General features: G+C 36.2%; 25 protein-coding genes, 1 pseudogene and 1 riboswitch. Of the genes and pseudogenes, 9 read left to right on the top strand and 17 right to left on the bottom strand.

Annotated elements, in window-relative coordinates; all coding sequences use genetic code 11:
- Positions 1 to 8: 8 nt before the first annotated feature.
- The 13 genes from OK414_RS05505 to OK414_RS05445 form a co-directional block, all read right to left on the bottom strand.
- Positions 9 to 1451 (bottom strand): lipopolysaccharide biosynthesis protein, encoded by a 1443-nt coding sequence (locus OK414_RS05505; protein WP_263045476.1) that lies wholly within the window; start codon positions 1449 to 1451, stop codon positions 9 to 11.
- Positions 1452 to 1490: 39 nt separating this feature from the next.
- The gene (locus OK414_RS05500; RefSeq protein WP_263045477.1) at positions 1491 to 2627 is read right to left on the bottom strand and encodes a glycosyltransferase family 4 protein; all 1137 of its coding nucleotides are present in this window, start codon (positions 2625 to 2627) and stop codon (positions 1491 to 1493) included.
- Between the two features lie 229 nt (positions 2628 to 2856).
- Positions 2857 to 3438, bottom strand: a complete 582-nt coding sequence (locus OK414_RS05495; protein ID WP_263045478.1) for an acyltransferase — start codon at positions 3436 to 3438, stop codon at positions 2857 to 2859.
- Between the two features lie 92 nt (positions 3439 to 3530).
- Positions 3531 to 4625, bottom strand: a complete 1095-nt coding sequence (locus OK414_RS05490) for a glycosyltransferase family 4 protein (RefSeq protein ID WP_263045479.1) — start codon at positions 4623 to 4625, stop codon at positions 3531 to 3533.
- Positions 4626 to 4627: 2 nt separating this feature from the next.
- Positions 4628 to 5515 (bottom strand): glycosyltransferase family 2 protein, encoded by an 888-nt coding sequence (locus tag OK414_RS05485; RefSeq protein WP_263045480.1) that lies wholly within the window; start codon positions 5513 to 5515, stop codon positions 4628 to 4630.
- A gap of 27 nt (positions 5516 to 5542) precedes the next feature.
- Complete coding sequence (pssE, locus tag OK414_RS05480) at positions 5543 to 6028, bottom strand: PssE/Cps14G family polysaccharide biosynthesis glycosyltransferase (protein ID WP_218012080.1); 486 nt, start codon at positions 6026 to 6028, stop codon at positions 5543 to 5545.
- Positions 6025 to 6495: a PssD/Cps14F family polysaccharide biosynthesis glycosyltransferase gene (gene pssD, locus OK414_RS05475; RefSeq protein WP_263045481.1), complete on the bottom strand. Its 471-nt coding sequence runs from the start codon at positions 6493 to 6495 to the stop codon at positions 6025 to 6027. The genes pssE and pssD overlap by 4 nt, the downstream gene beginning before the upstream one ends.
- Before the next feature lie 92 nt (positions 6496 to 6587).
- Positions 6588 to 7844 (bottom strand): glycosyltransferase family 4 protein, encoded by a 1257-nt coding sequence (locus OK414_RS05470; RefSeq protein ID WP_263045482.1) that lies wholly within the window; start codon positions 7842 to 7844, stop codon positions 6588 to 6590.
- A 232-nt stretch (positions 7845 to 8076) separates the two neighbouring features.
- Entirely contained in the window at positions 8077 to 9156 is a 1080-nt protein-coding gene (gene gmd / locus OK414_RS05465) for a GDP-mannose 4,6-dehydratase (protein ID WP_098791065.1), read from the bottom strand.
- A 59-nt stretch (positions 9157 to 9215) separates the two neighbouring features.
- On the bottom strand, positions 9216 to 10157 hold the full coding sequence (gene fcl / locus OK414_RS05460) for a GDP-L-fucose synthase (protein ID WP_263045483.1): 942 nt from the start codon (positions 10155 to 10157) through the stop codon (positions 9216 to 9218).
- 24 nt (positions 10158 to 10181) lie between these two features.
- Positions 10182 to 10874 carry a sugar transferase gene (locus tag OK414_RS05455; RefSeq protein WP_263045484.1) on the bottom strand — a complete coding sequence of 231 codons (693 nt, stop codon included), beginning with the start codon at positions 10872 to 10874 and terminating at the stop codon, positions 10182 to 10184.
- Between the two features lie 13 nt (positions 10875 to 10887).
- Positions 10888 to 11781 (bottom strand): UTP--glucose-1-phosphate uridylyltransferase GalU, encoded by an 894-nt coding sequence (galU, locus tag OK414_RS05450; protein WP_263045485.1) that lies wholly within the window; start codon positions 11779 to 11781, stop codon positions 10888 to 10890.
- Between the two features lie 314 nt (positions 11782 to 12095).
- A complete protein-coding gene (locus OK414_RS05445) occupies positions 12096 to 12863 on the bottom strand; it encodes a tyrosine-protein phosphatase (protein ID WP_098787751.1) in 768 nt (255 codons plus the stop codon).
- 542 nt (positions 12864 to 13405) lie between these two features.
- On the opposite strand from OK414_RS05445, the gene OK414_RS05440 reads away from it, so the two are divergent.
- Positions 13406 to 13864, top strand: a complete 459-nt coding sequence (locus tag OK414_RS05440; RefSeq protein ID WP_080967549.1) for a VanZ family protein — start codon at positions 13406 to 13408, stop codon at positions 13862 to 13864.
- A gap of 51 nt (positions 13865 to 13915) precedes the next feature.
- Here the strand turns inward: OK414_RS05440 and OK414_RS05435 are convergent, their stop codons facing one another.
- Both OK414_RS05435 and OK414_RS05430 read right to left on the bottom strand, forming a co-directional pair.
- Positions 13916 to 15961 (bottom strand): SpoIID/LytB domain-containing protein, encoded by a 2046-nt coding sequence (locus OK414_RS05435; RefSeq protein ID WP_263045486.1) that lies wholly within the window; start codon positions 15959 to 15961, stop codon positions 13916 to 13918.
- A gap of 161 nt (positions 15962 to 16122) precedes the next feature.
- Positions 16123 to 17834: pseudogene (locus OK414_RS05430) on the bottom strand (phospho-sugar mutase).
- A gap of 210 nt (positions 17835 to 18044) precedes the next feature.
- Between OK414_RS05430 and OK414_RS05425 the strand changes: the two are divergent.
- Positions 18045 to 18380 carry a helix-turn-helix domain-containing protein gene (locus OK414_RS05425; RefSeq protein ID WP_047931702.1) on the top strand — a complete coding sequence of 112 codons (336 nt, stop codon included), beginning with the start codon at positions 18045 to 18047 and terminating at the stop codon, positions 18378 to 18380.
- Between the two features lie 120 nt (positions 18381 to 18500).
- A riboswitch (cyclic di-GMP riboswitch) is annotated at positions 18501 to 18587 on the top strand.
- A 20-nt stretch (positions 18588 to 18607) separates the two neighbouring features.
- Positions 18608 to 18730, top strand: a complete 123-nt coding sequence (sinI, locus tag OK414_RS05420; RefSeq protein ID WP_074894135.1) for a DNA-binding anti-repressor SinI — start codon at positions 18608 to 18610, stop codon at positions 18728 to 18730.
- Between the two features lie 46 nt (positions 18731 to 18776).
- Here the strand turns inward: sinI and OK414_RS05415 are convergent, their stop codons facing one another.
- Both OK414_RS05415 and OK414_RS05410 read right to left on the bottom strand, forming a co-directional pair.
- Positions 18777 to 19250: an SMI1/KNR4 family protein gene (locus OK414_RS05415; protein ID WP_263045487.1), complete on the bottom strand. Its 474-nt coding sequence runs from the start codon at positions 19248 to 19250 to the stop codon at positions 18777 to 18779.
- Positions 19216 to 20007 carry a histidinol-phosphatase HisJ family protein gene (locus OK414_RS05410; RefSeq protein WP_263045488.1) on the bottom strand — a complete coding sequence of 264 codons (792 nt, stop codon included), beginning with the start codon at positions 20005 to 20007 and terminating at the stop codon, positions 19216 to 19218. Before OK414_RS05410 ends, OK414_RS05415 begins: the two co-directional genes overlap by 35 nt.
- A 232-nt stretch (positions 20008 to 20239) precedes the next feature.
- Here OK414_RS05410 and OK414_RS05405 point away from each other — a divergent pair, with 232 nt between their 5' ends.
- The 6 genes from OK414_RS05405 (at position 20240) to OK414_RS05375 (ending at position 25060) form a co-directional block, all read left to right on the top strand.
- Positions 20240 to 20797, top strand: coding sequence for an HPP family protein (locus tag OK414_RS05405; protein ID WP_074894131.1), 558 nt, complete (start codon positions 20240 to 20242; stop codon positions 20795 to 20797).
- A gap of 192 nt (positions 20798 to 20989) precedes the next feature.
- Positions 20990 to 21694, top strand: a complete 705-nt coding sequence (locus tag OK414_RS05400) for a DUF969 domain-containing protein (RefSeq protein ID WP_016766474.1) — start codon at positions 20990 to 20992, stop codon at positions 21692 to 21694.
- The gene (locus OK414_RS05395; protein WP_263045489.1) at positions 21695 to 22660 is read left to right on the top strand and encodes a DUF979 domain-containing protein; all 966 of its coding nucleotides are present in this window, start codon (positions 21695 to 21697) and stop codon (positions 22658 to 22660) included.
- A gap of 14 nt (positions 22661 to 22674) precedes the next feature.
- Positions 22675 to 23316 carry a pyroglutamyl-peptidase I gene (pcp, locus tag OK414_RS05390; RefSeq protein ID WP_263045490.1) on the top strand — a complete coding sequence of 214 codons (642 nt, stop codon included), beginning with the start codon at positions 22675 to 22677 and terminating at the stop codon, positions 23314 to 23316.
- A 229-nt stretch (positions 23317 to 23545) separates the two neighbouring features.
- On the top strand, positions 23546 to 24601 hold the full coding sequence (locus tag OK414_RS29895) for a flagellin (RefSeq protein WP_317620589.1): 1056 nt from the start codon (positions 23546 to 23548) through the stop codon (positions 24599 to 24601).
- A 345-nt stretch (positions 24602 to 24946) separates the two neighbouring features.
- The gene (locus OK414_RS05375) at positions 24947 to 25060 is read left to right on the top strand and encodes a flagellin (protein WP_033579481.1); all 114 of its coding nucleotides are present in this window, start codon (positions 24947 to 24949) and stop codon (positions 25058 to 25060) included.
- Positions 25061 to 25145: the final 85 nt, after the last annotated feature.

The raw sequence follows: 25145 nt of genomic DNA, 5'->3' as shown, positions 1-25145 counted from the left end.
TAAAAATTCTAACGTTTTTTGAACTCTAATAATTGTTGTTTTATCTTCTTACGCTTCCAGAAAGAAATAACTAGTATGCATAATATTATCCCATATCGTAAGATGGATTGATTATAAAAGAAATTAATCAATATTGAAAATAAGACTAAAAACAAAGATGAAATAATCAGAAATTTTTTCTCGATAAGATAAGGAAAAACATGGTTATTTTTCTGTATTTTTGCTGCAAACATAAAATGAAGAAAACTCATAAAAATATAACTAGCCAAGGTTGTGTACCCCGCTGCTAAGTATCCAAACTCAGGAATAAAGTATAAGTTTAAAGCAATATTGAGAATAGCTCCAGAAACTGAAGCTACTAATACTAGTTTTGTCTTCTCAAAATAAAATTCTATAAGACAAACTATATTATACATAAACATAAAATACACACTTGCAGCAACTGGTGGAATTATATATACAGCCTGGTAATATTCTTTTGATGCAAGTACCTTAATTGCTTCTGGTGCAAATAATATTAAGGCTAAGATTATTAAAAGCATTAAGGATAAAATTCCATTAATTTTTCTTGCTACTCCATTATAATTTTTCTTTTTTATCAAATCATACATCCAGGGAGTAATAGATCCAATTAAGGCACTGTTAAATATAGTTAATAACATACCTGCAGAATATGCCACTCCGTATATTCCTGCCTCAGTGCTTCCATAAAATTTATCAATCATAATTCTATCTGTCTGATTTAACACAGATTGGGACAAGTAATGAGGAATAAGTGGAATGTTAAAAGATAATGCAAACATCCATATTTCCTTATTGTAGAATTGCTTTCCTTTAAAGGAATTTCGGGCATATATGGTTCCACAAACTAGAATTATAACAAGAACACTAGCAGATAATTTTGCTTCAGCTTTATAGATTTCTGTATTAAGTACCGCTATTACACTTAATAATGCATTAAACACCGTCAATAAAGTTGTAACAATAACTAATTTTATATATTTATACTCAAACCTTTGTCTTGCTGACCAAAATCCTAAAGCAGGATAAATTAGCATTTCGAAAAACATAATTATCATTAAAAATGTTGATAACCCAACATTTGCATTAATTATATCTTTAAAAATGAAATAAACTCCAATTAGCGTTAAAGCTACTGTAGTAGATAAACCCTGAATTGAAGACGTAAACTGATCTCTACTGCTTTCATATTTAACCAACCCTTTATTAAATACACCGTAGGAAAGATTTAATGTAAAGAAAATTGTTAAGAGACTACTCCAAGCATTATATACATTGACTATTCCATATTGCTCTGTCGTTAAAATCCTTGTAAAGATAGGCGTAGTAATAAGTGCAATTCCTTTTTGGAAAACGTTACAAAAAACAAACCATAACGAGGCTTTTGCCTGTATTGGAAGCTTCTTATATGTTTCTAATATTTTAATCACTGATATTCTCCGTTTTTAATATAATTTACAAACTCATTTCTATAAATTTTCATAGAACTCCATTATTTCACGAGAGTTAATACTGGAATTGAACTTTTCTAAAGCATACCGCTCTGCATTTCCGCTCATTTTTTCTCTAAGCTCATAATTCTCTCCTAAAGTATTAATAGCCCTCTCTAATTCTTTATCGTTATTATAAAGAATCCCTGTCTCGTTATTACATATTAACTCATTGACTCCACCAATGTTAGAACCTATAGCAGGCTTCCTCATAGCTGCTGCTTCTATTATTGCACGTGCAAAATGCGGTTCGGTAAAAGGGCAAATTAACACGTCGGATGAAGCAATCACCTCAGGTACATCACTTCTAAACGGCACTAAGTAGCAGTTTGGAGTTTCTTTAACTAACTCCCTTACTTTTTGTATATACTTAGAAGTATCATCGCTTTTGTCTCCTACAAAAACAAACTTATAATTTGATTTAACTTTCGTAGAATCTCGACACAGGTTTATCAGTTCTAAGGCACCATTACATTCTACAATTCGTGCAAGAAACAAAAAAACGATGTCCCCCGTATCTAAATTTAACTCTTTTCTTAAGCACTCAGATTTCACGTTTGAATTGTAAATATCAATATTCACAAAATTGTAAACCACTTTATTTTTTGCTTCCTTAACACGCATATTTTCCAAATCATAATCATCAATCGAAATAAATCCATCTACATACTTATTATTAAAATAACGTAAGATCTGTCCGAAATGATTGTCCAATAATGGTTCACGAATATGACAGATTACTTTACAAGTAGGATTTACTATCTTAGACGCATATGCGAATAAAAAAAGACAAGAAGAATTCAAATGAATCATATCTGGCTTTATTTCTTCAAGGTATTTTTGCATCTTTTTTAATGAAGGCAAAGCGTGGCGCAAATTGTTAATAAATAGCTTTGTATTCATCCCTGATACTACACTTCCGTGAAATGGATGTAAGGATTCATCAAAAATCACATCTGCTCCCGCTGCTTTAAAAAACTCAATATTTCTTTTATCTTTGATACATAAAACAATTGGTAAATATTTAGTTCTATCAAGTTTTTCAATAAGAAATGCAAGACTTCTAGGTGCTCCACCCATACTAGTACCATGGTGTACATATAATATCTTCTTCATTTTCTCACCTTTTTTAATAATTAGGATTCTTTTCGGAAATTTCACAATATATTTTTTTGACTCAATAATCTTTTAAATAACCATTCCCTCACAGATACTTCTCGCTTAAAATTGTCTAGTTAGTACCATAATCTTTGTAATAAAATTATTAAAAAACCTAAATTTTTCTCCTTACAGTTATAAAAATAATAAAATACTGGTTGCTCTTAGTAATTCGTATCTTTAATTATCAAGTTTCACGAATAAATTTTGCTGGATTTCCAGCCCATATCTCGTTAGAAGGAATATTTTTTGTAACTACAGAACCTGCCCCAATTATACTATTTTCTCCAACTATAACACCCTTAAGAATAACAGTATGCGCTCCAACAAAAGCGCCCTTTTTTATAAGAATCGGACTTGTTTTCGTGTCAGAGTTTTCGTTTTCAACCCTTTTCTCGGCTTGTAATGGATGAAAATCTGTATCAAATATCTTGCAATTCCCTCCTATTAGAACATTATCTTCTATTGTTACTGAATTAGCTGCTATAATTGCCGAATTAGATATTCCACAGCCATTTCCTATATTAATTTTACCAGGCCCAATAGTACGAATTATAGTTCTTGTATTACCTCCAATTACATTAAAATGCTTTCCCGAATTAATTCGTACGTTATCTCCTAATTTAATGCTATTCTTTCCCGAGAAGTATATTCTGCCCTTAAAAACACAGTATTTACCAATTTTAACTCTTTGGTCTTTGATAAGGAAAAAATTATATATGCGACTAATATACAAACTAATTTTTCTAGATATTTTAAAAACAAACATAATTACTTCGCCCTATTCTTTTAAACTTTATAACACTATTGTTGCGATAGTACTATTTTATATTTCATTTAGTTAATAATATCTTTAAAAAGTTATATTTTTATATAACTTGCACATTTTGACCAAGAGAAATCTTTTGTTAAGTAGGCTTTGTCTTCATCTAGTTGGTTATACATTATTTTATGCCTTTCTAAATAAACACTTATATCCTTTAAGCCTTTACAAATTTTATGTGCCTTCATATTTTCAAGAATTGTATTAGGACCTGGAGCTGAAATTGCGATTACAGAACTCTTATAATATATTGCCTCCATAATTGCCATACCAAAAATTTCATCACTTCGAAGATTAATAAAGTAATCTGCTATGTAATGAATTTGCCACATATCCTCATATTTTACTTGTGAAATTAATACGACTTTTTCTTCAAGTTTGTTAATGATAATTTTTTCCTTGAGCTTATTTTTCAATACTCCATCACCAACAATTAGCAGTTTTTTATTTGAGGATTTCATTTCTTTAAAAATATCAATAAGCTCTAGGGGACATTTTTCTGGCTGTAATCTTGCGACAAATGATATTATTTCGTCTTTTGCAGAAAATCCCCATTTTTCACGTAATTTAACTCGATCATATTCTTCAAAATCTACCTTTAAAGATGAAAAATCTAATCCCACTGGCGCAACCACACATTCTTGAACCCCCATAGACATAAGTTCTTGCTTAGCATGATCTGTCTTAGTTACTACCTTAACCTTTTTATATACCTTTAATGTAGTGAGTTTAAAGACTTGATCCATTATTTTTGACTTTATATTTCTTTGAAAACTATGAGCTATACCTACATAGGGGATAAATTTGATATTATTCTTCTTACAGTAACGATACAGTCTCGGTATTATTAATTGAGTATCTGAAAAAGCAAAAACCACATCTGTATCTTTATCAATAACTGATGTTTTAAATAAACCGTGAGGTCCAATCGATCTAGTAGGAATATATTTAACTTTTATACCTTCAAAGGCTTCTTCCGTTAATTCCGCATTAAAGCTTAATGGTACACATTTGTATACTATTACTTCATGCCCATTTTTAGCAATTTCTTTTCCAAGCCCAATTTCTTGTGAATGATAAAAACCTTTTCGACCAAAATTACCTATAATGGGTACAACAATTGCAATTTTCATCTTTAGCTCTTCCTTATTCTATAAGTTAATGAAGAAGAAACAATCCCAATATATGGCTTAATCCAGTAATAAAACCATAGCTTTGGAAACCATTTCTTCAAAAAGATTTTATGACTGTAGGGCGGCTGACCTGTTGGCTTATTTTTCAAAAGAAACCTCTTGTTTATAGATAACGACGTGTCTTTCCAAGAGCCTATTATACTGTTTCTGTCACACTTCCCAACAAATTCTGATGCCACATAAGGCTGACCCCCAGCACGAATTAATCTATATCCATAATCAAAGTCTCCAAATCCATGTTCGTATCTCTCATCAATATTGCCTATTAAAGCAGCTGTCTCAGATGGAATTAATAAACAATTTCCATTAACACAATCACATTTTTGAATATGACCATTTGGTGTTAGCAAGGTTCTTTTATATGGATTTATTTCACTATGATTAATCGCTCCGCCGTAACTCAGTTCGTTCCTGTCCTTATATCTAACTCCGCCACAAATAAGAACGTATTTTTGTTTTTCTCTAGCCCTATCATAATCTTTTAAAATCTCTGAAAGAAACCCTGTAAAAAATTCAACATCATTATTAACCCATAAATAGAAATCATAAGAAGTGTGTTTCAAAGCTTCTCCGTATGCTAAATGCATTCCTTTATTCCAAAATAGATTCCCAGAACCCTCTAATACAACAAACTTGTTATTTATATATATTTCCTGATAATGTTTAAAAAGCTCATGGGTTCCGTCATTACTACCATCATCAGTTACGTAGAAGTCAATGCTTAGGTCCATCTGGTCCATTTCTTTTAAAATAGAAGAAATACACTTTTCTGTTTGTTCTTTTCTATTGAATACTGTCATAACAACAGCCACAGAAATACTTTTATTCATTTTTTCACCACACAATCCTATTACTAGTTATTTCTCAATAAAGTCTATTACTAGCTTATTAATCTTACCGTTATTAGAGACAAATTTTTGAGGCGTGAATAAATCTAACTCTTTAATACATTTTGCTAATTCTTCTTTATTTTCCGCACATAGTACATAATTATTCTTTATAAATAAATTCGCTAATTCTAGCTGATGGTCATCATAGTGTTCATCATATTTAGCCATCCTTGGAAACACAATAACTTTTTTGTTTCTCTTTAAACATGCCGTGACGGTTCCAGTTCCTGCATGTGTAATAATTAAATCTGATTCATCAATAAGTTTTTTAAATTCCTCATCTGCAATCATATCAAAAGATTTGAAATGTCTAGGAATATAGTTATCAAACCCTGATTGGGCAATTAATTGACTTCCATCTAAAACATTTTCCTCACAAAGTTCATCTATGATATGAAATAACCTTGTAAATTTCTTCTCCACCATGGAGCCAATTGTAACCAGTGTTTTCAATAGATTGATCCTCCATAAACAGCCTCAGGATAATGTTTTTCCAATTCTTCCCATTGTATAATAAATAAATCTGCAAATTTATAAATTAGCTGTCCTGTCTTATTAGGGGTATTAATTCGAGCGAAACTTTCTATGTAAATTACTTTTCTCTTAAATATTTTCCCTATTAAACACATAGGAATAGCAACTGCTGCTCCAGTTGTAATAATAACATCGGGCCTTTCTTTTAAAAAAATTCCAAACTGTTCAATCATCATCTTAGCCATTCTTACACATGAAACAAACTTATTTGTACGAATCAAATCACTAACTATATATTTTTTCTGCTGCATAGCTTCAGTCGCTTTTGTACGGGTAACTACATAAAAATAATCGTAACGAGCAGTTATTTCTTTTAGTTGTTTAATTTGTTCTAAATGTCCACCAGAAGATGATATTAGACATACCTTCTTTGTCTTCTGTTTCACTCATATCACTTTCCCATTCCTATTATATATTTTTTCAAAATGTTATGTTTGTGGACTTCTATAAAGGTACTTAATAGAATTAATTAAGAGAATTAAATTTCTTTGATATATTTATTTATAGAAACATCTTTAGTTAAATTTCCAACTAAGTATTCTCTCCCACGTTCACTCATTTCAGTTAATTTATTACTCCCTTTCTCATCAAGGAATTTCTGAATAAGTTTCTCAACCTCATTATAATTTCCTGGCTCAGTTACATACCCACACTGCGTTTCTTCTATAATTAATCGTGCTTCTGATCCTTTCTCAAGGGCACCCAATATTGGTTTTCCAGCAGCAATAATTCCGTATAATTTACTCGGAACTGATACACCTTTGATTCCTTTAGCATTTAAGCACCAGTGAACATCACCAGCATTTAAACTATAAATTAAATCTGATTTATCTTGGTAGGGAATGAAAATTACATTTTGAAGGTTATTTTTCTCTTTGTATTGAACTAAGTTTTCTCGAATAGTTCCTTCTCCTACAAAAGCAAAAATTACATCTTCTCTATCCTTAAACTTTTCTATAACATTCATCAAGTTTTCAAGGTCATAATAAAGTCCCAAGTTACCTGAATACATAATAATAAACTTATCTTGCAAACCATACTTCTCTTTAAAAGTCACTACTTTTTCATGACCTGGTGGTAAAGGATAAATTTCTTTCTCATCAATCCAGTTATTGATAAACGTATGATTAGGTACTTTTCTTCCTTTAAATCTGCCTTTTAGTGTTTCAACCATATCCCGTCCAACAACAATTACCTTATCAGCTTGTCTACAACTGAACTTATCAAACATCATCATAGCTTTTAGTACCAGCTTGTTTTTACTATATCCAACAGCCATTGTCTGTTCGGGGTTGAAGTCTTGGATATTGTAAATATATTTAGCTCGCTTCATCCATTTACCCCAAACGCCAAGTAGGCCTCCTAAAATAGGTGGCTGAGAAATAGAATATACATAGTCCATTTTTCCAACTTTAAAGGTAGCAATCATAGCTCCAATAAAATAGGAAAGAATATTTTTAACTCTGCTTAGTTTATTGCTCTTAGAAAATTCCGGTACACGGATACGAATAACCTTTACGCCGTTAACTTCTTCTTTGTAAAACATTTTCTTTTTATATTCGTCAGCAACTTTTCCTGTATAAGATGGAACTACACAGACTATTGTTATATCAAATTCGTGGATCATTCCTTCTGCTAACTCTCTTAAGATTTGACCTGTGGAAGCTACATCTGGAATATAATAATGCGCGTATATTAATAGTTTTTTCTTATCAGTTTTCACCTTTTCGACCATAGAATATCTCTTTCCTATCTGCATGAGGCTACACTTACTTATCTTAACAAAAACCTTGTTTTACCAGCCTCTAATATATTATTTATAAATTATCGTTGCTAAGATACTTTACAATGTTAAAAAGAGCACTTCTCTCTGTTTCTATGTAATGCGTACATTAAAACAGAAAGAAGTTGGCTCCTCTTAACAGTCTTATATTAAATTTAATGAATCATTGATTCTAAGTGAAAAATCAATCAAACATCACCTTAATCTTCTCTTCACTCTCAACCTTCTTCATATCCGCTTCAACCATAATACGAACCAACTCTTCAAATGAAGTCTTAGTTGGATTCCAGTTTAATAGCGTCTTCGCTTTAGTCGGATCTCCTAATAATTGATCCACTTCTGCAGGACGGAAGAACTTAGGATCAATTTCTACAATCACTTCACCCGTTGCTTTGTTTGTTCCTTTTTCTTCTAAGCCTTCACCACTCCACTCAATTTCAATGCCTGTGTGTTTAAATGCAAGCTGTACAAATTCACGTACTGAGTGCATTTCACCAGTAGCAATAACAAAATCTTCCGGCTTATCGTGTTGAAGAATTAACCACATGCATTCTACATAGTCTTTTGCGTAACCCCAGTCACGTAAAGAATCTAAGTTTCCTAGCGTTAATTTTTGTTGTTTACCTTGTGCGATACGTGAAGCAGCAAGGGTGATTTTACGCGTTACAAACGTTTCACCTCGACGCTCTGACTCATGGTTAAATAAAATACCGTTTACAGCAAACATATTATAAGATTCACGGTAGTTCTTTGTAATCCAGAAGCCGTAAATTTTCGCTACACCGTATGGAGAACGCGGGTAGAAAGGCGTTGTTTCTTTTTGCGGCACTTCTTGTACTTTCCCGTACAGTTCAGAAGTAGAAGCTTGGTACACACGCGTTTTATCTGTTAACCCTAAAATACGTACAGCTTCAAGAATGTTTAACGTACCTTTTGCATCAACGTCTAATGTATATCCAGGCATATCAAAAGATACGCGTACATGTGACTGTGCTGCTAGGTTGTAAATTTCATCTGGCTGAATGTCACCAATAATACGTGTCACATTTAGTGCATCCGTTACATCACCATAGTGAAGGTGAAAATTTGAGTTATTTAATAATGCGCTCGCTGCTTCTTCTGTTAAAAGATCTTCTAGACGCTCTTGGTTATAAGAAGAGCTGCGGCGGATTAGTCCGTGCACCTCATAGCCTTTTTCTAGTAAAAGTTCTGCTAAATATGATCCGTCTTGTCCTGTTACACCTGTAATTAATGCTGTTTTCATCGTATCCTCCATATATATCAACTGTTATTTTATGATTTAGTTTAATGCAAAGTTTTTACTTATTTTGCTGCAGCTAGTTCGTTATCTAGGAACCATTGATACGCTTTTTGAAGACCGTCTTCTAAAGCTGTTTCTGCTTTCCAGCCAAGACCATTCAGTTTTGTTACGTCTACTAGTTTACGAGGCGTTCCGTCTGGTTTTGATGTATCAAATTGAATGTCCCCTTCATAACCGACAACTGCTTTTACCTTTTCCCCAAGCTCTTTAATTGTAATATCTTCCCCCACACCAATATTAACGATTTCATTTCCTTCGTATGTATTCATTAAGAACACGCACGCATCTGCTAAGTCGTCTGAGTATAGAAACTCACGTTTTGGTGTGCCTGTTCCCCACATTTCAACAAACGGCGCATTGCTTTCTTTAGCTTCGTGAAACTTGCGAAGCAGTGCCGGAAGAACGTGTGATGTATGAAGATCAAAGTTGTCATTTGGACCGTAAAGGTTCGTTGGCATTGCTGAGATGTATTTTGTACCATATTGACGATTATAAGATTCACACATTTTAATACCGGCAATTTTAGCAATGGCATACGGTTCGTTTGTTGGTTCAAGCGCACCTGTTAGTAAATATTCTTCCTTTAATGGCTGAGGCGCTAGCTTTGGATAAATACATGTGCTTCCGAGAAATAATAGTTTCTCTATATCATTTCGATATGCTGCATCAATAATATTTGATTGAATTAATAAGTTATCGTGAATAAACTCTGCAGGATATTCATTGTTTGCCACAATACCGCCTACTTTAGCCGCTGCTAAGAACACAAACTCTGGCTTTTCTTTTGCAAAAAATGCGTCGACTTGCGGTTTGTCTCGTAAATCTAGCTCAGCACTTGTGCGATATACTAAATTGTTATAGCCTTTTTCCTGTAATTTTCGTACGATAGCTGAACCAACAAGTCCTCTGTGGCCAGCTACATAAATTTTTGAATTTTTGTTCATTTTAAGACACCAGCTTTCCTTTGGTTAATAAGCATTTTTTGAACCAAACAGCAATAGAACCGTTCGGCATATAATCGTAATATCCGTCTTTAAAGACCGTGTTGTCATATACGTTAAATCTAATTCAACCATTTCTTCAAAACCAACGTTGCTTCTTCCGCTGACTTGCCATAACCCTGTACAGCCAGGCGTTACGAGCAAACGCTGTTTTTGATATTCGGTATATTCATTGACTTCTCTTACAAGCGGCGGCCGTGGACCCACTAGACTCATATCACCTTTTAACACGTTTAATAACTGAGGAAGTTCGTCAATACTTGTTTTACGAATAAATCTTCCTATTTTAGTTACTCGCGGGTCGTTTTTCATTTTAAACATGGCACCCGTTGCTTCATTTTGCTGAAGTAATTCAGCTAGCTTAGCTTCTGCATCTGATACCATGGAACGAAACTTGTACATGTTAAATTCTTTGCCATTCTTACCTACACGCTTCTGTGAAAAGAAAATCGAACCTTTGGGATCTTCTATTTTAATTAATAGACCAATCACAATAAAAACAATTAATAGTACAAGCAGTCCTGCCAATGCTCCGATTACATCGATACATCTTTTCGAAAAAAGGTATCCTTTTTTATTGTTAGGATTTACTTTTTTCTCTACTGGGGGTGCTTGGACAGCAGCTTCTGTTTTTGGTTCAGCAATCACTGGCAACTTCATTCACCCCTTCTAATCACTCAACAGTTACTTTATTGTTCGCTTCTTTTTTCACTAGATTCTCCATAATCTCTAATAAACTTTCTTTTAACTCTGGGTGCTGCAATGCAAATTCAATCGTTGTCTCAATAAACCCTAGCTTCTCTCCAACATCATAACGTTTGCCTTCAAAATCATACGCAAATACACGCTGAATTTCGTTTAATTTTTGAATAGCATCCGTTAATTGAATTTCACCGCCGGCTCCTACTTCTTGTTCTTCTAAAAATTTAAAGATTTCAGGAGTAAATACGTAGCGTCCCATGATTGCTAGATTAGAAGGTGCCGTACCTGCCGCTGGCTTTTCAACAAAAGTATTTACTTGATGACGGCGTCCGTCGTTTGAAACCGGATCAACAATTCCGTATCGGTGCGTTTGGTTATCAGGCACCGTTTGAACGCCGATTACTGAAGATAACGTTTGTTCGTATTCATTCATCAGCTGACGAAGACATGGTGTTTCCGCTTGTACAATGTCATCACCAAGCAGCACAGCAAAAGGTTCGTCACCAATAAATTTACGTGCACACCATACCGCATGCCCTAACCCTTTTGGTTCTTTTTGACGAATGTAATGAATTTCTACGTTAGATGACTGCTGTACTTTTTCTAAAATATCAAACTTCTCTTTTGAAACTAGGTTATTTTCCAGCTCAGGTGCAAAGTCGAAATGATCTTCAATCGCTCTTTTGCCTTTACCTGTGACGATAATAATGTCTTCGATTCCTGAAGCAATCGCTTCTTCAACGATGTATTGAATCGTTGGCTTATCAACAATTGGAAGCATTTCTTTTGGCATTGCTTTTGTAGCTGGGAGGAAGCGTGTTCCGAGTCCAGCTGCTGGAATAATTGCTTTTTTTACTTTTTTCATCAATTCATCATCCCTCATTCTCTCTTTTTATTTACTGATTTAGGTATGTACGAGATGTAAATACTTATGGAAACGCTGTACATATACAGCTCTTTCATAAGTATTTACACAATTAAATTTTGGGCATCTAACCCGTCCTCACACCATACTCTTGACAACAATCGTGTCTAAGGTGTTTAAGCACCCACAGTACAGCCGAGTATCTCCTTTGATAGTGGTTAGGAGATATCACCATTTTTTAATATTTGTAACTTTTATTGAATATTAATCCACCCTCACTAAAAAAAGAAGAAAGCTGTCAGGAATTCTGTCTTTTAAAAGATCCCTAAAAACTTTTTCTTCTTCACTTGCTGGGGCGTATCTTGAAAACAAACGTAGCCTTTTATAACAGCTTCTGCATTTTCATGAAACATGTATAACGTGTCAATTCCATATTCAGATGAAATCAACTCGCTTGCTTCTTGCATGTAGAAGTTTCTTCCAGATAGATTGTGTGCATCAGAAGCAATCATATGAGTTAAGTTTGCTTGGATTAAATCCATAGAAAATTTTTTAATTTTTTTACCGAATCTTCCTGTTAAGCTGGATGCTGTAACTTGAGTGAGAACTCCTTTGTTCACCAGGTTGTACAAAATATCTGGATCTTCTATAAGCCGGCTGTTTCGCTCAGGATGAACGATGATAGGTGTTAGCCCTTCCGACTGGATATTGTAGACTAATTTTTCTGTAAATTTTGGCACTTGGCTGGATGGCAGTTCTAAAAACAGGTATTTATCTGTTTGATTTAAAGTGAGTATCTTACCATCTTGATAGTCTTTAATAATTTCTCCATATATACGAGACTCTTGACCTGGTAATATCGTAAGAGGGATATTTTCTTGATGCAGATGAATGTTTAATCGTTCCACTCGCTGTATGATTTCATTTTTTTCATTTATGTATTGGCCATTTTGGTGGTGAGGAGTTGCAACAATGGTATGAATCCCTTCACTTACTGCTTGCTTTGCCATTTGTAAGCTGTCTTCTATGGTTTTAGCACCGTCGTCAATACCGTGCAAAATATGACAGTGAAGATCAATCATTTTTTATAACCTCCTTCCCCTCCAAATAAGCTATATGAACTAGTTTATACTTATGAAATACTACCATAGGCATATTAACCCTTCAACGTCTTATTTTGTCGAAAATTATCAAATGGCTCATTTTATTCTTATTATGACGTTTTTTGTATCTGAAATAGTCTTTTCTTATCATGATAAACGTTATAACTGTATACTATTTTTTTATAATAATTAGATCTATTTTCATTTAAAAGAATTTTATTCCAATTAACTCTACAAAACCTATTTTATCAGTGAAACCCTTACATTTATTGAGCCTAGAGAATTATTTATTTTTAAATTTCTGATAAAAATAAGAATTTTTGTTTGTTATATTGAAAACGCAACCATTCCTTTGGTTATTGCTTTTTCATTGAAAATAAACTCGAAAAATGGTCAGTTTAACCTATTCAGTAAGTGGTTAATAAGACCTAATAAAGTCATATACTCTAACTAATTCCTTGCATTTTTCACCATCTTTTTTTATCATTAAGTGAAAATTTTGTAGAGAAAAGAGTTTTTTTATGATTTTAAAACGGGTGTTATTAGTTCTTTTGCTATTATCTATTTCAAAGTTCTCCCACACTCCCCATTTAGAAGTGACGGATCCTTCCAGCTGGACAAATCCGTCCGCTTGGGATCACAATGCTACGCTTTGGTCTGTACTGCACCCTGGCAGCGAATTTTTCACAGCCTACAGCTACGGTTTTAACGTTGAGTTCATTGTGCGAAAAATTGCCCACCTTTCTTTTTTCGGCATGCTAGGCTTACTTTTTTACTGGAATTTAAAAAAGCAGAGCTATCGTTACATAAAAGCATGGCTGTGTGTAGCTGCGTTTGCATTTATAGATGAAGTGCATCAGGCGTTTATTATCGGCCGAGATGGTCGGATTATAGATGTAGCTGTTGATTCACTAGGTGCAGCCATTGCTTTATATTTGTTATATCGGGCAAGAAGAACGAATGTAAGAGTACCAAAGTAAAAAAAGCATGCCGCTGGCATGCTTTTTTTATGCTAAAAATCTCGTATTCTTTTATTTTACGGTCACTTTCGTATACGTACTGTAGCCTCCTTGCCCTTTCACTAACACGTGCAGAAGTGTCCCGGATTTTTGCTTTGGCACGGTGATAGAAAAGTTTCCTGCATTATCCGTTTTTCCCGTCGCAATGATATCTGGCCACACTTTTACATAGATAGTCGAGTTTGGCTCTGCACTTCCTGTAAGTTCCGTATCCTGGCTTGAAACAGCGTTAACTTTTGCTGCTGCCGGAGCCTGGTCCGTTTGCACAAATAGTTTTGTATAAGTACTATAGCCGCCTTGGCCTTTTACTAATACGTGAAGCTGTTTGCCCGCCGGCTGCTTTGGAATTGTAATCGAAAAGTTTCCTGCATTATCCGTTTTTCCTGTTGCAATCGTATCCGGCCATACTTTTACGTAAATAGTCGAATTTGGCTCCGCTGTTCCCGTTAGGTTTGTATCGCCTTCATTTAACTCATTTACTTTTGCTGCTTCAGGGGCTGTATCAGACTGGACATAAATTTTTGTGTACGTACTGTAGCCGCCTTGACCTTTGACCAGTATGTGAAGCATTGTTCCCGCTTGTTGTTCTGGCACGTCGAATGAAAAATTCCCTGCAGCGTCTGCTTTTCCTGTCGCAATTGTATTCGGCCATACTTTTACGTAGATAGTCGAATTAGGTTCAGCTGTTCCTGATATTTTGCTATCGCCAGCCTTGATTGGATCTACTTGAGCTGGATCTGGAATAGTGACTCTAGGGTATTTGTCCTCATAGTGAGAGACTAGGCTTACGCCCGGATAGTAAAAGCTTAGTATATCCGTATATGATTTTCCTTGAGCAGCCATGGCATTTGCTCCGAATTGACTTAAGCCGACTCCATGTCCGTTTCCTTTTCCTTCAATGGTGATGATTTGAGCACTTGGATCTTGATATTGTTTAGTAACCATAAGGCTTTTAAAACGAGTTCCGTCAAGCATAAATCGAATGTTATCTGCTTTGTATCCGACTTTACTCCATGTTTTAACCGCGAGCTTATTGTCTTGGTCTACTTCACCTCTCATCACATAGGTTAGACTAATATCTCCTTTACTCATGCGCTGACCTGACGTTGGTTGATAAAGATTTACTTTAGAGATGCCTACAATTTTAATGTCTTTTCCTTTAAATTGGGGCTCCGTTTGCATTTGTGCTTTAATTTTGCCTGCGATTTTTTCATCTACTTCTTTTGTTTGACTCCACCAAGCGTCTGGGTTTTTCAAATCTTTTGCAGATAGGTCAATTTGCTGTTTGTGAATTGTTAATGACCACTTTGTTTGAGGGTCATACGGATCAGTTTTCACTTGAAAGTAAGAATGAGAAGCTTGTTGCCATGCATTATAGTCGGATTCAATGATCCCACCATTACTTGAAGAAAACACAGCGTTAATCAACGCACCGTTGTACTTTAATACTTTTCCGAACGTTTCATCGACCGCGCTGTTGGTGCTGTTATACCATTCATATCCTCCATATACTTGATACTTCGTCGTATCATCAATGGTGCTACTTGCATAGCTTAATGCGTATGTTCTCGCCGCAACAGCCTGAGATTTTAATGCGTTACTATGCCAAGACGTATACACTTCTTTTGGAACAACGCCTTTTAAATAGTCTTCCATTGGAATTGTATTGATGGGTCTGACGTATTTACTGCTTTCATTGGTAAACTGTACGTTCCCTAAGTAGTTTCGGTTATTAATAGAAAGGAAGGCTTCATATGTAGAAGGTTTAGCAGTGAAACTATCGAATTCACCAAGCACTTCTTGGTTATGCAGTAAGTTGACTTTGCTCCCCGCTACTTTTACTTCATACTCTGTATTAGCTTGAAGCGTTACTTTGCTGTCTGCAATCGTATAGGATTGCGATGGTTTAATTTTAATACTAGATTGATTGCCTAAATAATTTTTTAATTTCACCGATACCGTTGGCTCTGTTTCGGCTGCCTGTACAGACACTACTGCAGCACTATATAACACGATCAGTAAACTTAGCATCAGTAAAACAGGTAAAATCTTTTTCATTCTGTCTACTTGTCTCCTTGTCTAATTTTCTGTTTTCCTTCGTTATATCGGCAGACTTTCGACAATTTCCAATCTTTTTAGCAAATTTCGTTTAAAATATTTCTTTGAGCAGGACTAAATGAAAAAAGCATTGATATGTATCAATGCTTTTTTGTATTAAGCTATATCTCTTTCACTGTATTCATAACACTTGTTTTCACTTCTTTCAACCGCTCTTCGCTCTCCGGATACATTCCTTTCTTCACCCCAAAATAAAACTTCACTTTTGGCTCTGTGCCGGACGGACGAATGGCAAACCAAGAGCCGTCTTGCAGCCAAAATTTCAGTACGTTGGATGAAGGCAAGTTCATCCTTTCTTGCTGAGCGGTAAGCAAGTTAGTTCTTTTTCCGCTTTGATAGTCTTCTATTTTCTCGACTGCTACATCTGCTATTTCTGTCAGAGGGTGCTCACGGAATCTGTTCATAATATGGCTGATTTGTTCAGCTCCGTCTTTTCCTTTTAAAGTGAAAGACGTGAGAGACTCTTTGTAGTAGCCGTATTTTTCGTAAAGCTCTATTAGTCCATCATAAAGAGTCATTCTTTTCTGCTTGTAATAAGCAGCTGCTTCAGCAATCATCACCGCTGCCTGCACGGCATCTTTATCGCGAACAAAGTCACCGATTAAATAACCGTAGCTTTCTTCGTAGCCAAATTGAAATGTTTTTGTTCCTTTCTTTTTATACTCATCAATTTTTTCAGCAATGTATTTAAAACCAGTGAGCGTATCGACTGTTTGTACACCGTAATCTTCTGCGATTGCACGTCCTAATTCTGATGTCACAATTGTTTTAAGCATCACACTGTTATCTGGAAGTATCCCTTTTTCTTGTTTCTGTGACAGCATATAATACAGCAATAAAGCACCCGTTTGATTTCCTGTCAGCAAAATGTATTGACCATCGTTATTTCTTACAGCCACTCCTAACCGGTCAGCGTCTGAATCTGTAGCAAGCAGTAAATCCGCACCTGTTTCTTTTCCATATTTAATTGCCAGCTGAAAAGCCTGAGCTTCTTCCGGGTTAGGAGATGCAACGGTTGAAAAGTGAGGATCTGGGTTTCTTTGCTCGTCCACAATTGTGATGTGCTGAAACCCGGTGTTTTGAAGTGCTTGCGGCATTAGCGTTTGTCCCGTACCATGAAGCGGCGTATAAACAATATGTAGGTTAGCCACATCTTTGTTTAGCTGAAGACCTTTTACATAATCCAAATACACTTGATCCAAATTTTCTCCGATATAGCTTACTAGATTTTGACTCAAAAGTTCACGTTCATCTTTTATTTCCAGCAGCAGTTCGTTTTCAATTTCATTCATATGCGTGACGATCACATCAGCCGCTGCAGGAGGAAGCTGTGATCCGTCTTCTCCGTATACTTTATAGCCGTTGTATTCTAAAGGGTTATGGCTCGCTGTAATCATAATTCCAGCGTAAGCGCGAAGATAACGGACAGCAAATGATAATTCTGGCGTTGGCCGCAGCTCTTGAAATACATAGCTTTTAATTCCGTGCGCTCCCAGCATTTTGGCTGCTTCTAAAGCAAATTCTGCCGAGCCATGGCGGGAATCATAAGCAATCACGACTCCTCGTTTTTTGGCTTCTGTACCGTTTTCTTCGATGTATTTAGCAAGTCCAGCCGTGACTTTTCGAACGGTGTAGATATTCATACGATTGAGTCCCGCACCGAGCTCGACTCTCGTTCCGCATGTGCCAAATTCGAGCTGTTTATAAAAGGCATCTTCTCGTTCACTTTCGATCATTCATTCATTTGTTTTTTTAATTTACTTGATAACTCGCTGTGCATACTCCATTTCGTCCATTCAGTTTTCCATGTCATGTTCATCTCTCCCGTCTTATGTTTTTCTTACTTTTATTGTAAATGGTTTATATGAACTCTCTATGAATTTAGTTATATACTATATAGCGAAACGGTTATTTTATGTTTGTTTATAGTTCTTTATAAAGAACATAATTTAAAATTAAACCTACACAAAGAAGTTTATTATACGTTATAATGAACAAAACGATGAGAAGAGGATGAACTGAAGTGATAGGAGAAAAAATTAAGAATTTGCGGTTACAAAAAGGATATTCAATGACTCGCTTGGCTGAAAAAGCTCATATTTCAAAATCATATTTATGTCATTTAGAAAAAGGCCTTAACAGTAATCCTTCCTTAAAAATGCTTGATAAAATTGCTTCTTCTCTGCATACAACCATTGATTATTTAATTGAGCCAGAGATTAGCATTGAAACAGTGCCTCTAAAGCCAAATCTTAACAAAGAATGGCTTCAATTAATTGAACAAGCAATCCAAGATGGCATGACACGAGAAGATTTTATTGAATTTCAGTGTTATTTGAAGTTCCGTAAAAAGAACTAGCATCCTTAATTAACTAATTTTTCGATTTTTTTGTGACAACCGACTCATTTCGACATACTAGACAACTATTTTCTTGTAAAATAACTTTGAAATATATAATGAAATGAATATTACAAATTATCCAGATAAGGGCAAAACTATTGAAAAATAGTGACGCAAAGCTTCAGGTCTAAGGCCGCTTTCGGCTATGATGGCTGGGTTCCCTGGCAAAGGGCGGATGAATCGTAATGAAAAAAGAAAATGTACTGTCAATCGATCAAGAGTGGGTAAGTCTTATGGAAGTAGCTCGCACACTCGGACTTACCGCAGAAGAAGTCCGGAAATTTTTATCGGAGTTTAAGCGGAAGTGAATTTTAAAAGCACACTCTTGTTTGAGCGTGCTTTTTCCAGTTATCCTTATTCTTCTAACATTTTCTCATAGAAATGGGCGTTGTTATCGAGCTGCTCAAAAAACGCTTGAAGAGAGTCTGAGATACGTGTATCCATGAAGTACACTGGCGAAGCAGCCTCTGTGCCCCACCTCACTTCAAAATACAATCCTTCTACGACTTCAAAGAAAATAAAGCCTTCTCTTTCATCATACATATCTAAATCAGGATCATGCTCGTAAAAGTCTTCATGTAAATGCAAGTCTACTGCGCTGTCTGGATCTATAATTCGCTGAAAAGCAGTTGTTTCATTCCTATTTGCAAAGCCATATCCTATTTCCAAATAAAATTGACGGAGCTCTGCTGGGAATTTTGTTCCTAACCTTTGCTCCGCGGCTTCTATCTCTTTTGCTTCTAACGGATAAAATTTATGCTTTTCGTTATGAAGAAAGTGAAATACGCTCATATTAAATGCGAATTCCTTTTGCCTTACGCTGATCAAACGTATAAATCTCCTTAAACCCGCACTGTTTTGCCATTTCAACCGCTTCTTTCATATGTGCTCCTACCGTTTCGGCGAAGTGTGAATCAGAGCCAATCGTTAAGATTTCTCCGCCTAAATCACGGTACAGTCCAACAACTTCCAGTGCCGGCAGCGCTTCGCCCAGCTTCCCTCTCATACCTGAAGTGTTAATTTCAATTCCGATATTACGCTCAATTGCTTTTTTTAAGATTTCCCCAAGAATATCTTTGAATTGATGAAAGTCGTAAATGCCGTATTGTTCAAACGCATAACGCTTCATTAAATCTAAATGAGCCAAGACATCAATATCCGCTTCGCTTACTAGCTTATACATTTCGTTAAAATAAGCGCGGTAAATCGCTTCTTTGTCATTCAGCTCCAAATGTTTACGAAGCTTGATATTATTAATGTTATGAACAGACCCTAAAATAAAATCAAAGCTCTCTTGCTTCATCGTTTCTTGATACTTCTCTTTTAAATAGTGCGGCTCACAAATTTCAATTCCTTTTTTAATCACTAGCTGATTTTGAAACTGATCTCTGCATTCCGCTAGTTCTCGTTCATATTTATCAAAATCCATATGACCATACGTTGGCGCTAATGGATTTAATGAAAAGTGCTCGGTAAAACAAATTTCGTTTATGCCGTTTTTCAAAGCCTGCTCGCACACTTCTTTCATGACTGCCTGTGAGTCAAATGAATTGTTTGTGTGATGATGGTAGTCTACTAGATACATAATTTAGTCACCTCTAGGTTTATTATACATCTCTCTTACTCTTACTGCACATAGAGACACTTCTACCGCTTATCCCACCTTTTTTTGTTCATAAAAAGTATTTCCAATAAAAAAAGACATTTTTCCTCTTCCAGTAATCCTTGTTTTCTTATAAACTAACTTAATATAGCAGATGTTCTGACATACAACTTGACAAACAACTTTTACTTACAAAAGAGAAAGGAAAGAAGAAATGCAAATTGAAAAAAGTTTCTCTCAAACAAAAAGCCCCTTTCTGTCTTACTTAAGCTCTTATGCGAAAAAGATGAAAGGAGAACTAAAAGAAGAACCAAAAATCAATTATAGAGATGCAGTTGTTTCTTCTATCGGAGGCTTAATTGCGATTATTATCAGCAGCGCGATTGCACTAGCGCTTGGTTATCCAATGGCGCTTGCTCCGATTGGCGCAAGCTGCGTGCTTGTCTTTGGTGCTCATAAAGGTCCTTTATCACAGCCGCGTCACGTGCTTGGAGGGCACTTGCTCGCAACGGTTTCCGCACTTATTATCTGGAGTTTATTTCATCGAAGTCTAATCACTATCGCGATTGTGCTTGCCTTTGTTCTTATTTTAATGATTCTTACCAAAACCGTTCATCCTCCCGCTGCAGCTAGCGCGATTGTTGCAATTAATACTCAAGCCGGATGGGGTTATTTAGGTATTATTATGATTTGTGCATGTGTGGTTGTACTGATTTCTACCGTGTATAATAATTTATTTCAAGACCGGCAGTATCCCAGGTATTGGGTTTAGAAAAAGCTTTGGAATATAAAATTCCAAAGCTTTTTTCTTTTTCACTTATTTCACTAATCAAACTATTTTATGCCTTAAATATCTTGTTTTAATTTTCAGAATTGTTTATACTCAAGACGTCTTTGTTTTTTTAGAAAAGCAATGGAGGTGAATTTGCAGCACGATTTATACATACTGGAGGGGGATTTTTTTATGTTGAAATTAATTGGGGTTTTGCTAGTGGCAGTGGGCTTTTTATTTCGTTTAAACACGCTGCTTGTGGTTACTGTTGCAGGCATCGTAACGGGCCTTGTATCAGGCTTGTCACTGCATGAAGTAATCACGATGTTCGGCCAGTTTTTTGTAGATAACCGCTATATGTCTATGGCTATTTTACTTACTCTTCCTATCTTCGGCGTATTAGAAAAATACGGGTTAAAGGAACAAGCGGAAGTATTAATTAAAAAAGCCAAAAACGCTTCTTCTGGAAATGTTTTACTTATATATCTTTTTATCCGTGAAATCTCAGCCGCAGTCGGCTTAAATATCGGAGGGCATGCTCAATCCGTGCGTCCGTTAGTGGCACCTATGTCTGAAGGCGCAGCTCGCGCCAAGTACGGAGAGCTTCCTCCTAAAGTTAAAGAAGATATACGCGCCCACGCAGCCGCAGCTGAAAATACGGGCTGGTTTTTTGGAGAAGATATCTTTATCGCAACGGGTGGAATTCTTTTAATGAAAGGATTCTTTGACTCCGTAGGCATTCACGTTGACGTCTGGGATATGGCGCTTTGGGGTATTCCAACGGCCATCGCAGCGCTGCTGATCAGCGCCATTCGCTTTCGTCAGTTAGACCGAAGAATTCACAAAAAAATGACGAAGCACAAACCAACATCATCTTCAAAGACGGAGGCGAGTTAAATGAAAAGCATCCTGACGCTTGATACGATTTACTACTTACTCGGTATTATTGTTGCCTTTATCGCGCTTCGAATCGCACGCGATCACAACCATCCTAACCGTTTAGGATCTTCTCTATTCTGGGCGCTGTTTTCTATTACGTTTTTATTTGGCAAGGTCATTCCGCCTTTTTATGTAGGGTGTTTAGTCATTATTATGGTGCTGCTTGCTTCATTTAACCGTGTAACTAAATCGAATGAAGCCGAAACACCGGCTGAAGAACGTGTGGCTCACGCGCAGCGATTAAAAAACAAAATCTTTTTACCTGCTTTATTTATTCCTATTTTTACGATTATCGGTACCCTTCTTTTTGGCAAAATTAAATTTGGAAACTGGGCATTAATTGATCCAGAAAAAGTCACGTTAATTTCACTAGCAATCGCAGCTGTCATTGCGTTTATCGCTTCAATGGGCGTCACCAAAGCAAAAATGGACGTACCTGTTAAAGAAGGAAGCCGCTTGCTTCAAGCAGTTGGCTGGGCAGTTATTTTACCGCAAATGCTCGCAGCGCTTGGCGGTATTTTTTCAAAGTCAGGCGTTGGAACAGTTGTTTCAGATATTGTAAGTGACGTGCTTCCGACTAACTATGCATTTGTTGCTGTGCTTGCTTACTGCTTGGGGATGCTGCTATTTACAATCGTCATGGGAAATGCCTTTGCAGCGTTTGCCGTTATTACAGGAGGTATTGGACTTCCACTGATTGTACATATGCACGGCGGAAATCCGGCGATTATGGCAGCGCTCGGCATGTTTGCTGGGTATTGCGGCACGCTTCTTACGCCAATGGCAGCCAACTTTAACATCGTTCCTGCCATGCTGCTTGAATTGAAAGACAAAAACGCCGTGATTAAAGCTCAAGTACCGATTGCGCTATCTGTTTTTGTTGTTAATACGTTATTAATGTACTACCTTGTATATCACTTTTAAAGGAGACTAGTAGAATGACAACTGTATTACTAACTGGCTTTGAACCGTTTGAAGGTGAAAGTGTTAATCCGTCGTTAGAAGCTGTAAAAACTTTAGACGGTGTTGCTGTTGAAGACTACCGAATTATTGCTAAGCCTCTCCCTACTGTTTTTGGTGAATCACTCTCAAAGCTTCATACTTATATAGAAGAAATAAGCCCTTCCATCGTCATTTGCGTTGGACAAGCAGGCGGCCGAGAAGGAATTACGGTCGAACGCGTTGCGATTAACGTAGACGACGCGCGAATTCCTGACAACATCGGACAGCAGCCTATTGACCGCTCTATTATCGAAAACGGTCCTGCCGCATACTTTTCGACACTGCCCATCAAAGCAGCTGTCGAAAATCTGCGCCAAGCAGGCATTCCAGGCAGCGTTTCTCAAACCGCTGGAACGTTTGTCTGTAACCATGTATTTTACGGACTTATGAACATGATTCAAAACTGTTGTATTAAAGGCGGATTTGTTCATATTCCTTACCTTCCTGAACAGGCTGTGAATCATCCTGGGAAAGCGAGTATGTCGTTAGATTTGATTGTGCAAGGATTGCTTTCTATTGTAAAAACTACAATTGTAACAGAAGGTGACATTTTAGTTTCAGGTGGAGCTAATCATTAATACTAAAAACCAGTTCGTGTAGAGAACTGGTTTTTCTTTTTATACACGCACAAATTTTTTATTTAATAAATTAATGGAAAGTATAAACAACCTCTCTTCTCAGTCGATATATAGTATGAACATATTTACCAAAGACGTTCAATTAATTTTATCCCGTTTCAAAGCGGGACACTTCTTGCATACAAGGATGTAAATCAAGAAGTAAAACCATTATACGGAGGTAAGGGAAATGAGAATTAATCACAACATTACAGCTTTAAACACGTACCGCCAATACAACACAGCTAACAATGCTCAAGCAAAATCTATGGAGAAATTATCTTCAGGTCAACGTATTAACAATGCGGCTGATGACGCAGCAGGTCTTGCAATTTCTGAGAAAATGCGTGGACAGATTCGTGGATTAGACCAAGCTTCTCGTAATGCTCAAGACGGCGTGTCGTTAATTCAGACTGCTGAAGGCGCCCTAAATGAAACAACTGATATTCTTCAGCGTATGCGTGAATTATCTGTACAAGCATCAAGTGAAACAAATCAAACAGAAGATTTAACTGCAATACAAGATGAAATGAATCAACTAAAAACTGAAGTAACACGTATTGGTACTGCCACTGAATTTAATGGAAAAAAATTATTGGATGGTACTTTAGGAAGTAATACATCTTTAGGGGCTAACCTTACTGTCAACAATGGTATCAATAAAGTAACAACTAGTGGTACAAAAGCTGATACCTACACTTTAAATTTTGCTGCCAACGCCGGAAACACTGATATTACTATTACAAATAGCAGTGGAGTATCTCAAACAATTACTGGTGTAGCAGACCCAGCAGCCGGAGCTTCATCTAATGTTAACTTTGATGCTTTCGGTATAACATTAGAGGTAAACAGTGGATTGAATGCTGGCATTGCTAACACTGATGGAGAAAACCTTACTGTTGCTGCTGGTGGGGTTGATATTCAAATTGGAGCAAACAATAAGGGTGAACAAAAATTAAATATTGATATTGATAATATGAAAGCAGACGCTCTGGGAATTGGCGGTTCTGGTGCTCATGCAACCTGGTCATTGAATGACGTCAATGTGACTGGAGGTGCAGCTGATGCTAGAGCTTCAATCGATGTAATTGACAAAGCGATCAATCAAGTATCTGCACAACGTTCATCATTGGGTTCTAAACAGAACCGTTTAGAACATACTGTAAATAACTTAAGCACATCATCTGAAAACCTAACAGCTGCGGAATCACGTATCCGTGACGTAGATTATGCTTTAGCTGCCTAGGCAGTAACAAGCACAGTCGTCCTAGCTGGTAACGGCTAGCGAGTATAATTGGGTGAATTGCTGGAAACCCCTGAGAGCTTTTCTTACCACAGCGTAGTTGGAAACAACAGGCGTAACGGTTTGAAAAAAGAAAAGATTGGGCAATCAGCAGCTAAGCTCCTGTGAGGAAACTCTGGAGAAAGTTCAACGACTAGGATAGACCGTCTAAGGCAGTGTGCTAAGACGATGAAATCCGTAGGTAATTAATATGCTGTTCCGCATATCAATATCCGAAGTGCCCAACCCCTATTTTTTTAAGAGGGTGAAGATATAGTCTAGTCATTTGTGAAAGCAAATGTTCGCACGATGGCGAAAGAAATGATGGAACAAACAAAGAATTCAATTCTATCTCAAGCATCTCAAGCTATGTTAGGTCAAGCTAATCAGCAACCACAAAACGTACTTCAATTATTACGTTAATTGTTATTTTAAAAGAGTCTCCGTAACGGAGACTCTTTTTTGTCATGTAATTTCATTTATTTGTTCCTAACATATTAATGCGGTT

The organism is Priestia sp. JV24 (genome assembly GCF_025910025.1).
Taxonomy (GTDB): domain Bacteria; phylum Bacillota; class Bacilli; order Bacillales; family Bacillaceae_H; genus Priestia; species Priestia megaterium.
Note: the sequence above shows the minus strand (reverse complement) of the source record. Positions and strands in the feature narration are given on the sequence as shown.

Excerpts from the sequence above, each read along its gene's own strand:
- galU (WP_263045485.1), bottom strand. The coding sequence starts at position 11,781 with ATGAAAAAAGTAAAAAAAGCAATTATTCCAGCAGCTGGACTCGGAACA.
- OK414_RS29895 (WP_317620589.1), top strand. The coding sequence starts at position 23,546 with ATGAGAATTAATCACAACATTACAGCTTTAAACACGTACCGCCAATAC.
- OK414_RS05375 (WP_033579481.1), top strand. The coding sequence starts at position 24,947 with ATGGCGAAAGAAATGATGGAACAAACAAAGAATTCAATTCTATCTCAA.
- OK414_RS05400 (WP_016766474.1), top strand. The coding sequence starts at position 20,990 with ATGTTGAAATTAATTGGGGTTTTGCTAGTGGCAGTGGGCTTTTTATTT.
- OK414_RS05440 (WP_080967549.1), top strand. The coding sequence starts at position 13,406 with ATGATTTTAAAACGGGTGTTATTAGTTCTTTTGCTATTATCTATTTCA.
- OK414_RS05435 (WP_263045486.1), bottom strand. The coding sequence starts at position 15,961 with ATGAAAAAGATTTTACCTGTTTTACTGATGCTAAGTTTACTGATCGTG.
- sinI (WP_074894135.1), top strand. The coding sequence starts at position 18,608 with ATGAAAAAAGAAAATGTACTGTCAATCGATCAAGAGTGGGTAAGTCTT.
- OK414_RS05410 (WP_263045488.1), bottom strand. The coding sequence starts at position 20,007 with ATGTATCTAGTAGACTACCATCATCACACAAACAATTCATTTGACTCA.
- pcp (WP_263045490.1), top strand. The coding sequence starts at position 22,675 with ATGACAACTGTATTACTAACTGGCTTTGAACCGTTTGAAGGTGAAAGT.
- OK414_RS05395 (WP_263045489.1), top strand. The coding sequence starts at position 21,695 with ATGAAAAGCATCCTGACGCTTGATACGATTTACTACTTACTCGGTATT.
- OK414_RS05490 (WP_263045479.1), bottom strand. The coding sequence starts at position 4,625 with ATGAAAATTGCAATTGTTGTACCCATTATAGGTAATTTTGGTCGAAAA.
- OK414_RS05405 (WP_074894131.1), top strand. The coding sequence starts at position 20,240 with ATGCAAATTGAAAAAAGTTTCTCTCAAACAAAAAGCCCCTTTCTGTCT.
- OK414_RS05445 (WP_098787751.1), bottom strand. The coding sequence starts at position 12,863 with ATGATTGATCTTCACTGTCATATTTTGCACGGTATTGACGACGGTGCT.
- fcl (WP_263045483.1), bottom strand. The coding sequence starts at position 10,157 with ATGAACAAAAATTCAAAAATTTATGTAGCTGGCCACAGAGGACTTGTT.
- OK414_RS05485 (WP_263045480.1), bottom strand. The coding sequence starts at position 5,515 with ATGAATAAAAGTATTTCTGTGGCTGTTGTTATGACAGTATTCAATAGA.
- gmd (WP_098791065.1), bottom strand. The coding sequence starts at position 9,156 with ATGAAAACAGCATTAATTACAGGTGTAACAGGACAAGACGGATCATAT.
- OK414_RS05470 (WP_263045482.1), bottom strand. The coding sequence starts at position 7,844 with ATGGTCGAAAAGGTGAAAACTGATAAGAAAAAACTATTAATATACGCG.
- OK414_RS05495 (WP_263045478.1), bottom strand. The coding sequence starts at position 3,438 with ATGTTTGTTTTTAAAATATCTAGAAAAATTAGTTTGTATATTAGTCGC.
- OK414_RS05500 (WP_263045477.1), bottom strand. The coding sequence starts at position 2,627 with ATGAAGAAGATATTATATGTACACCATGGTACTAGTATGGGTGGAGCA.
- OK414_RS05455 (WP_263045484.1), bottom strand. The coding sequence starts at position 10,874 with ATGAAGTTGCCAGTGATTGCTGAACCAAAAACAGAAGCTGCTGTCCAA.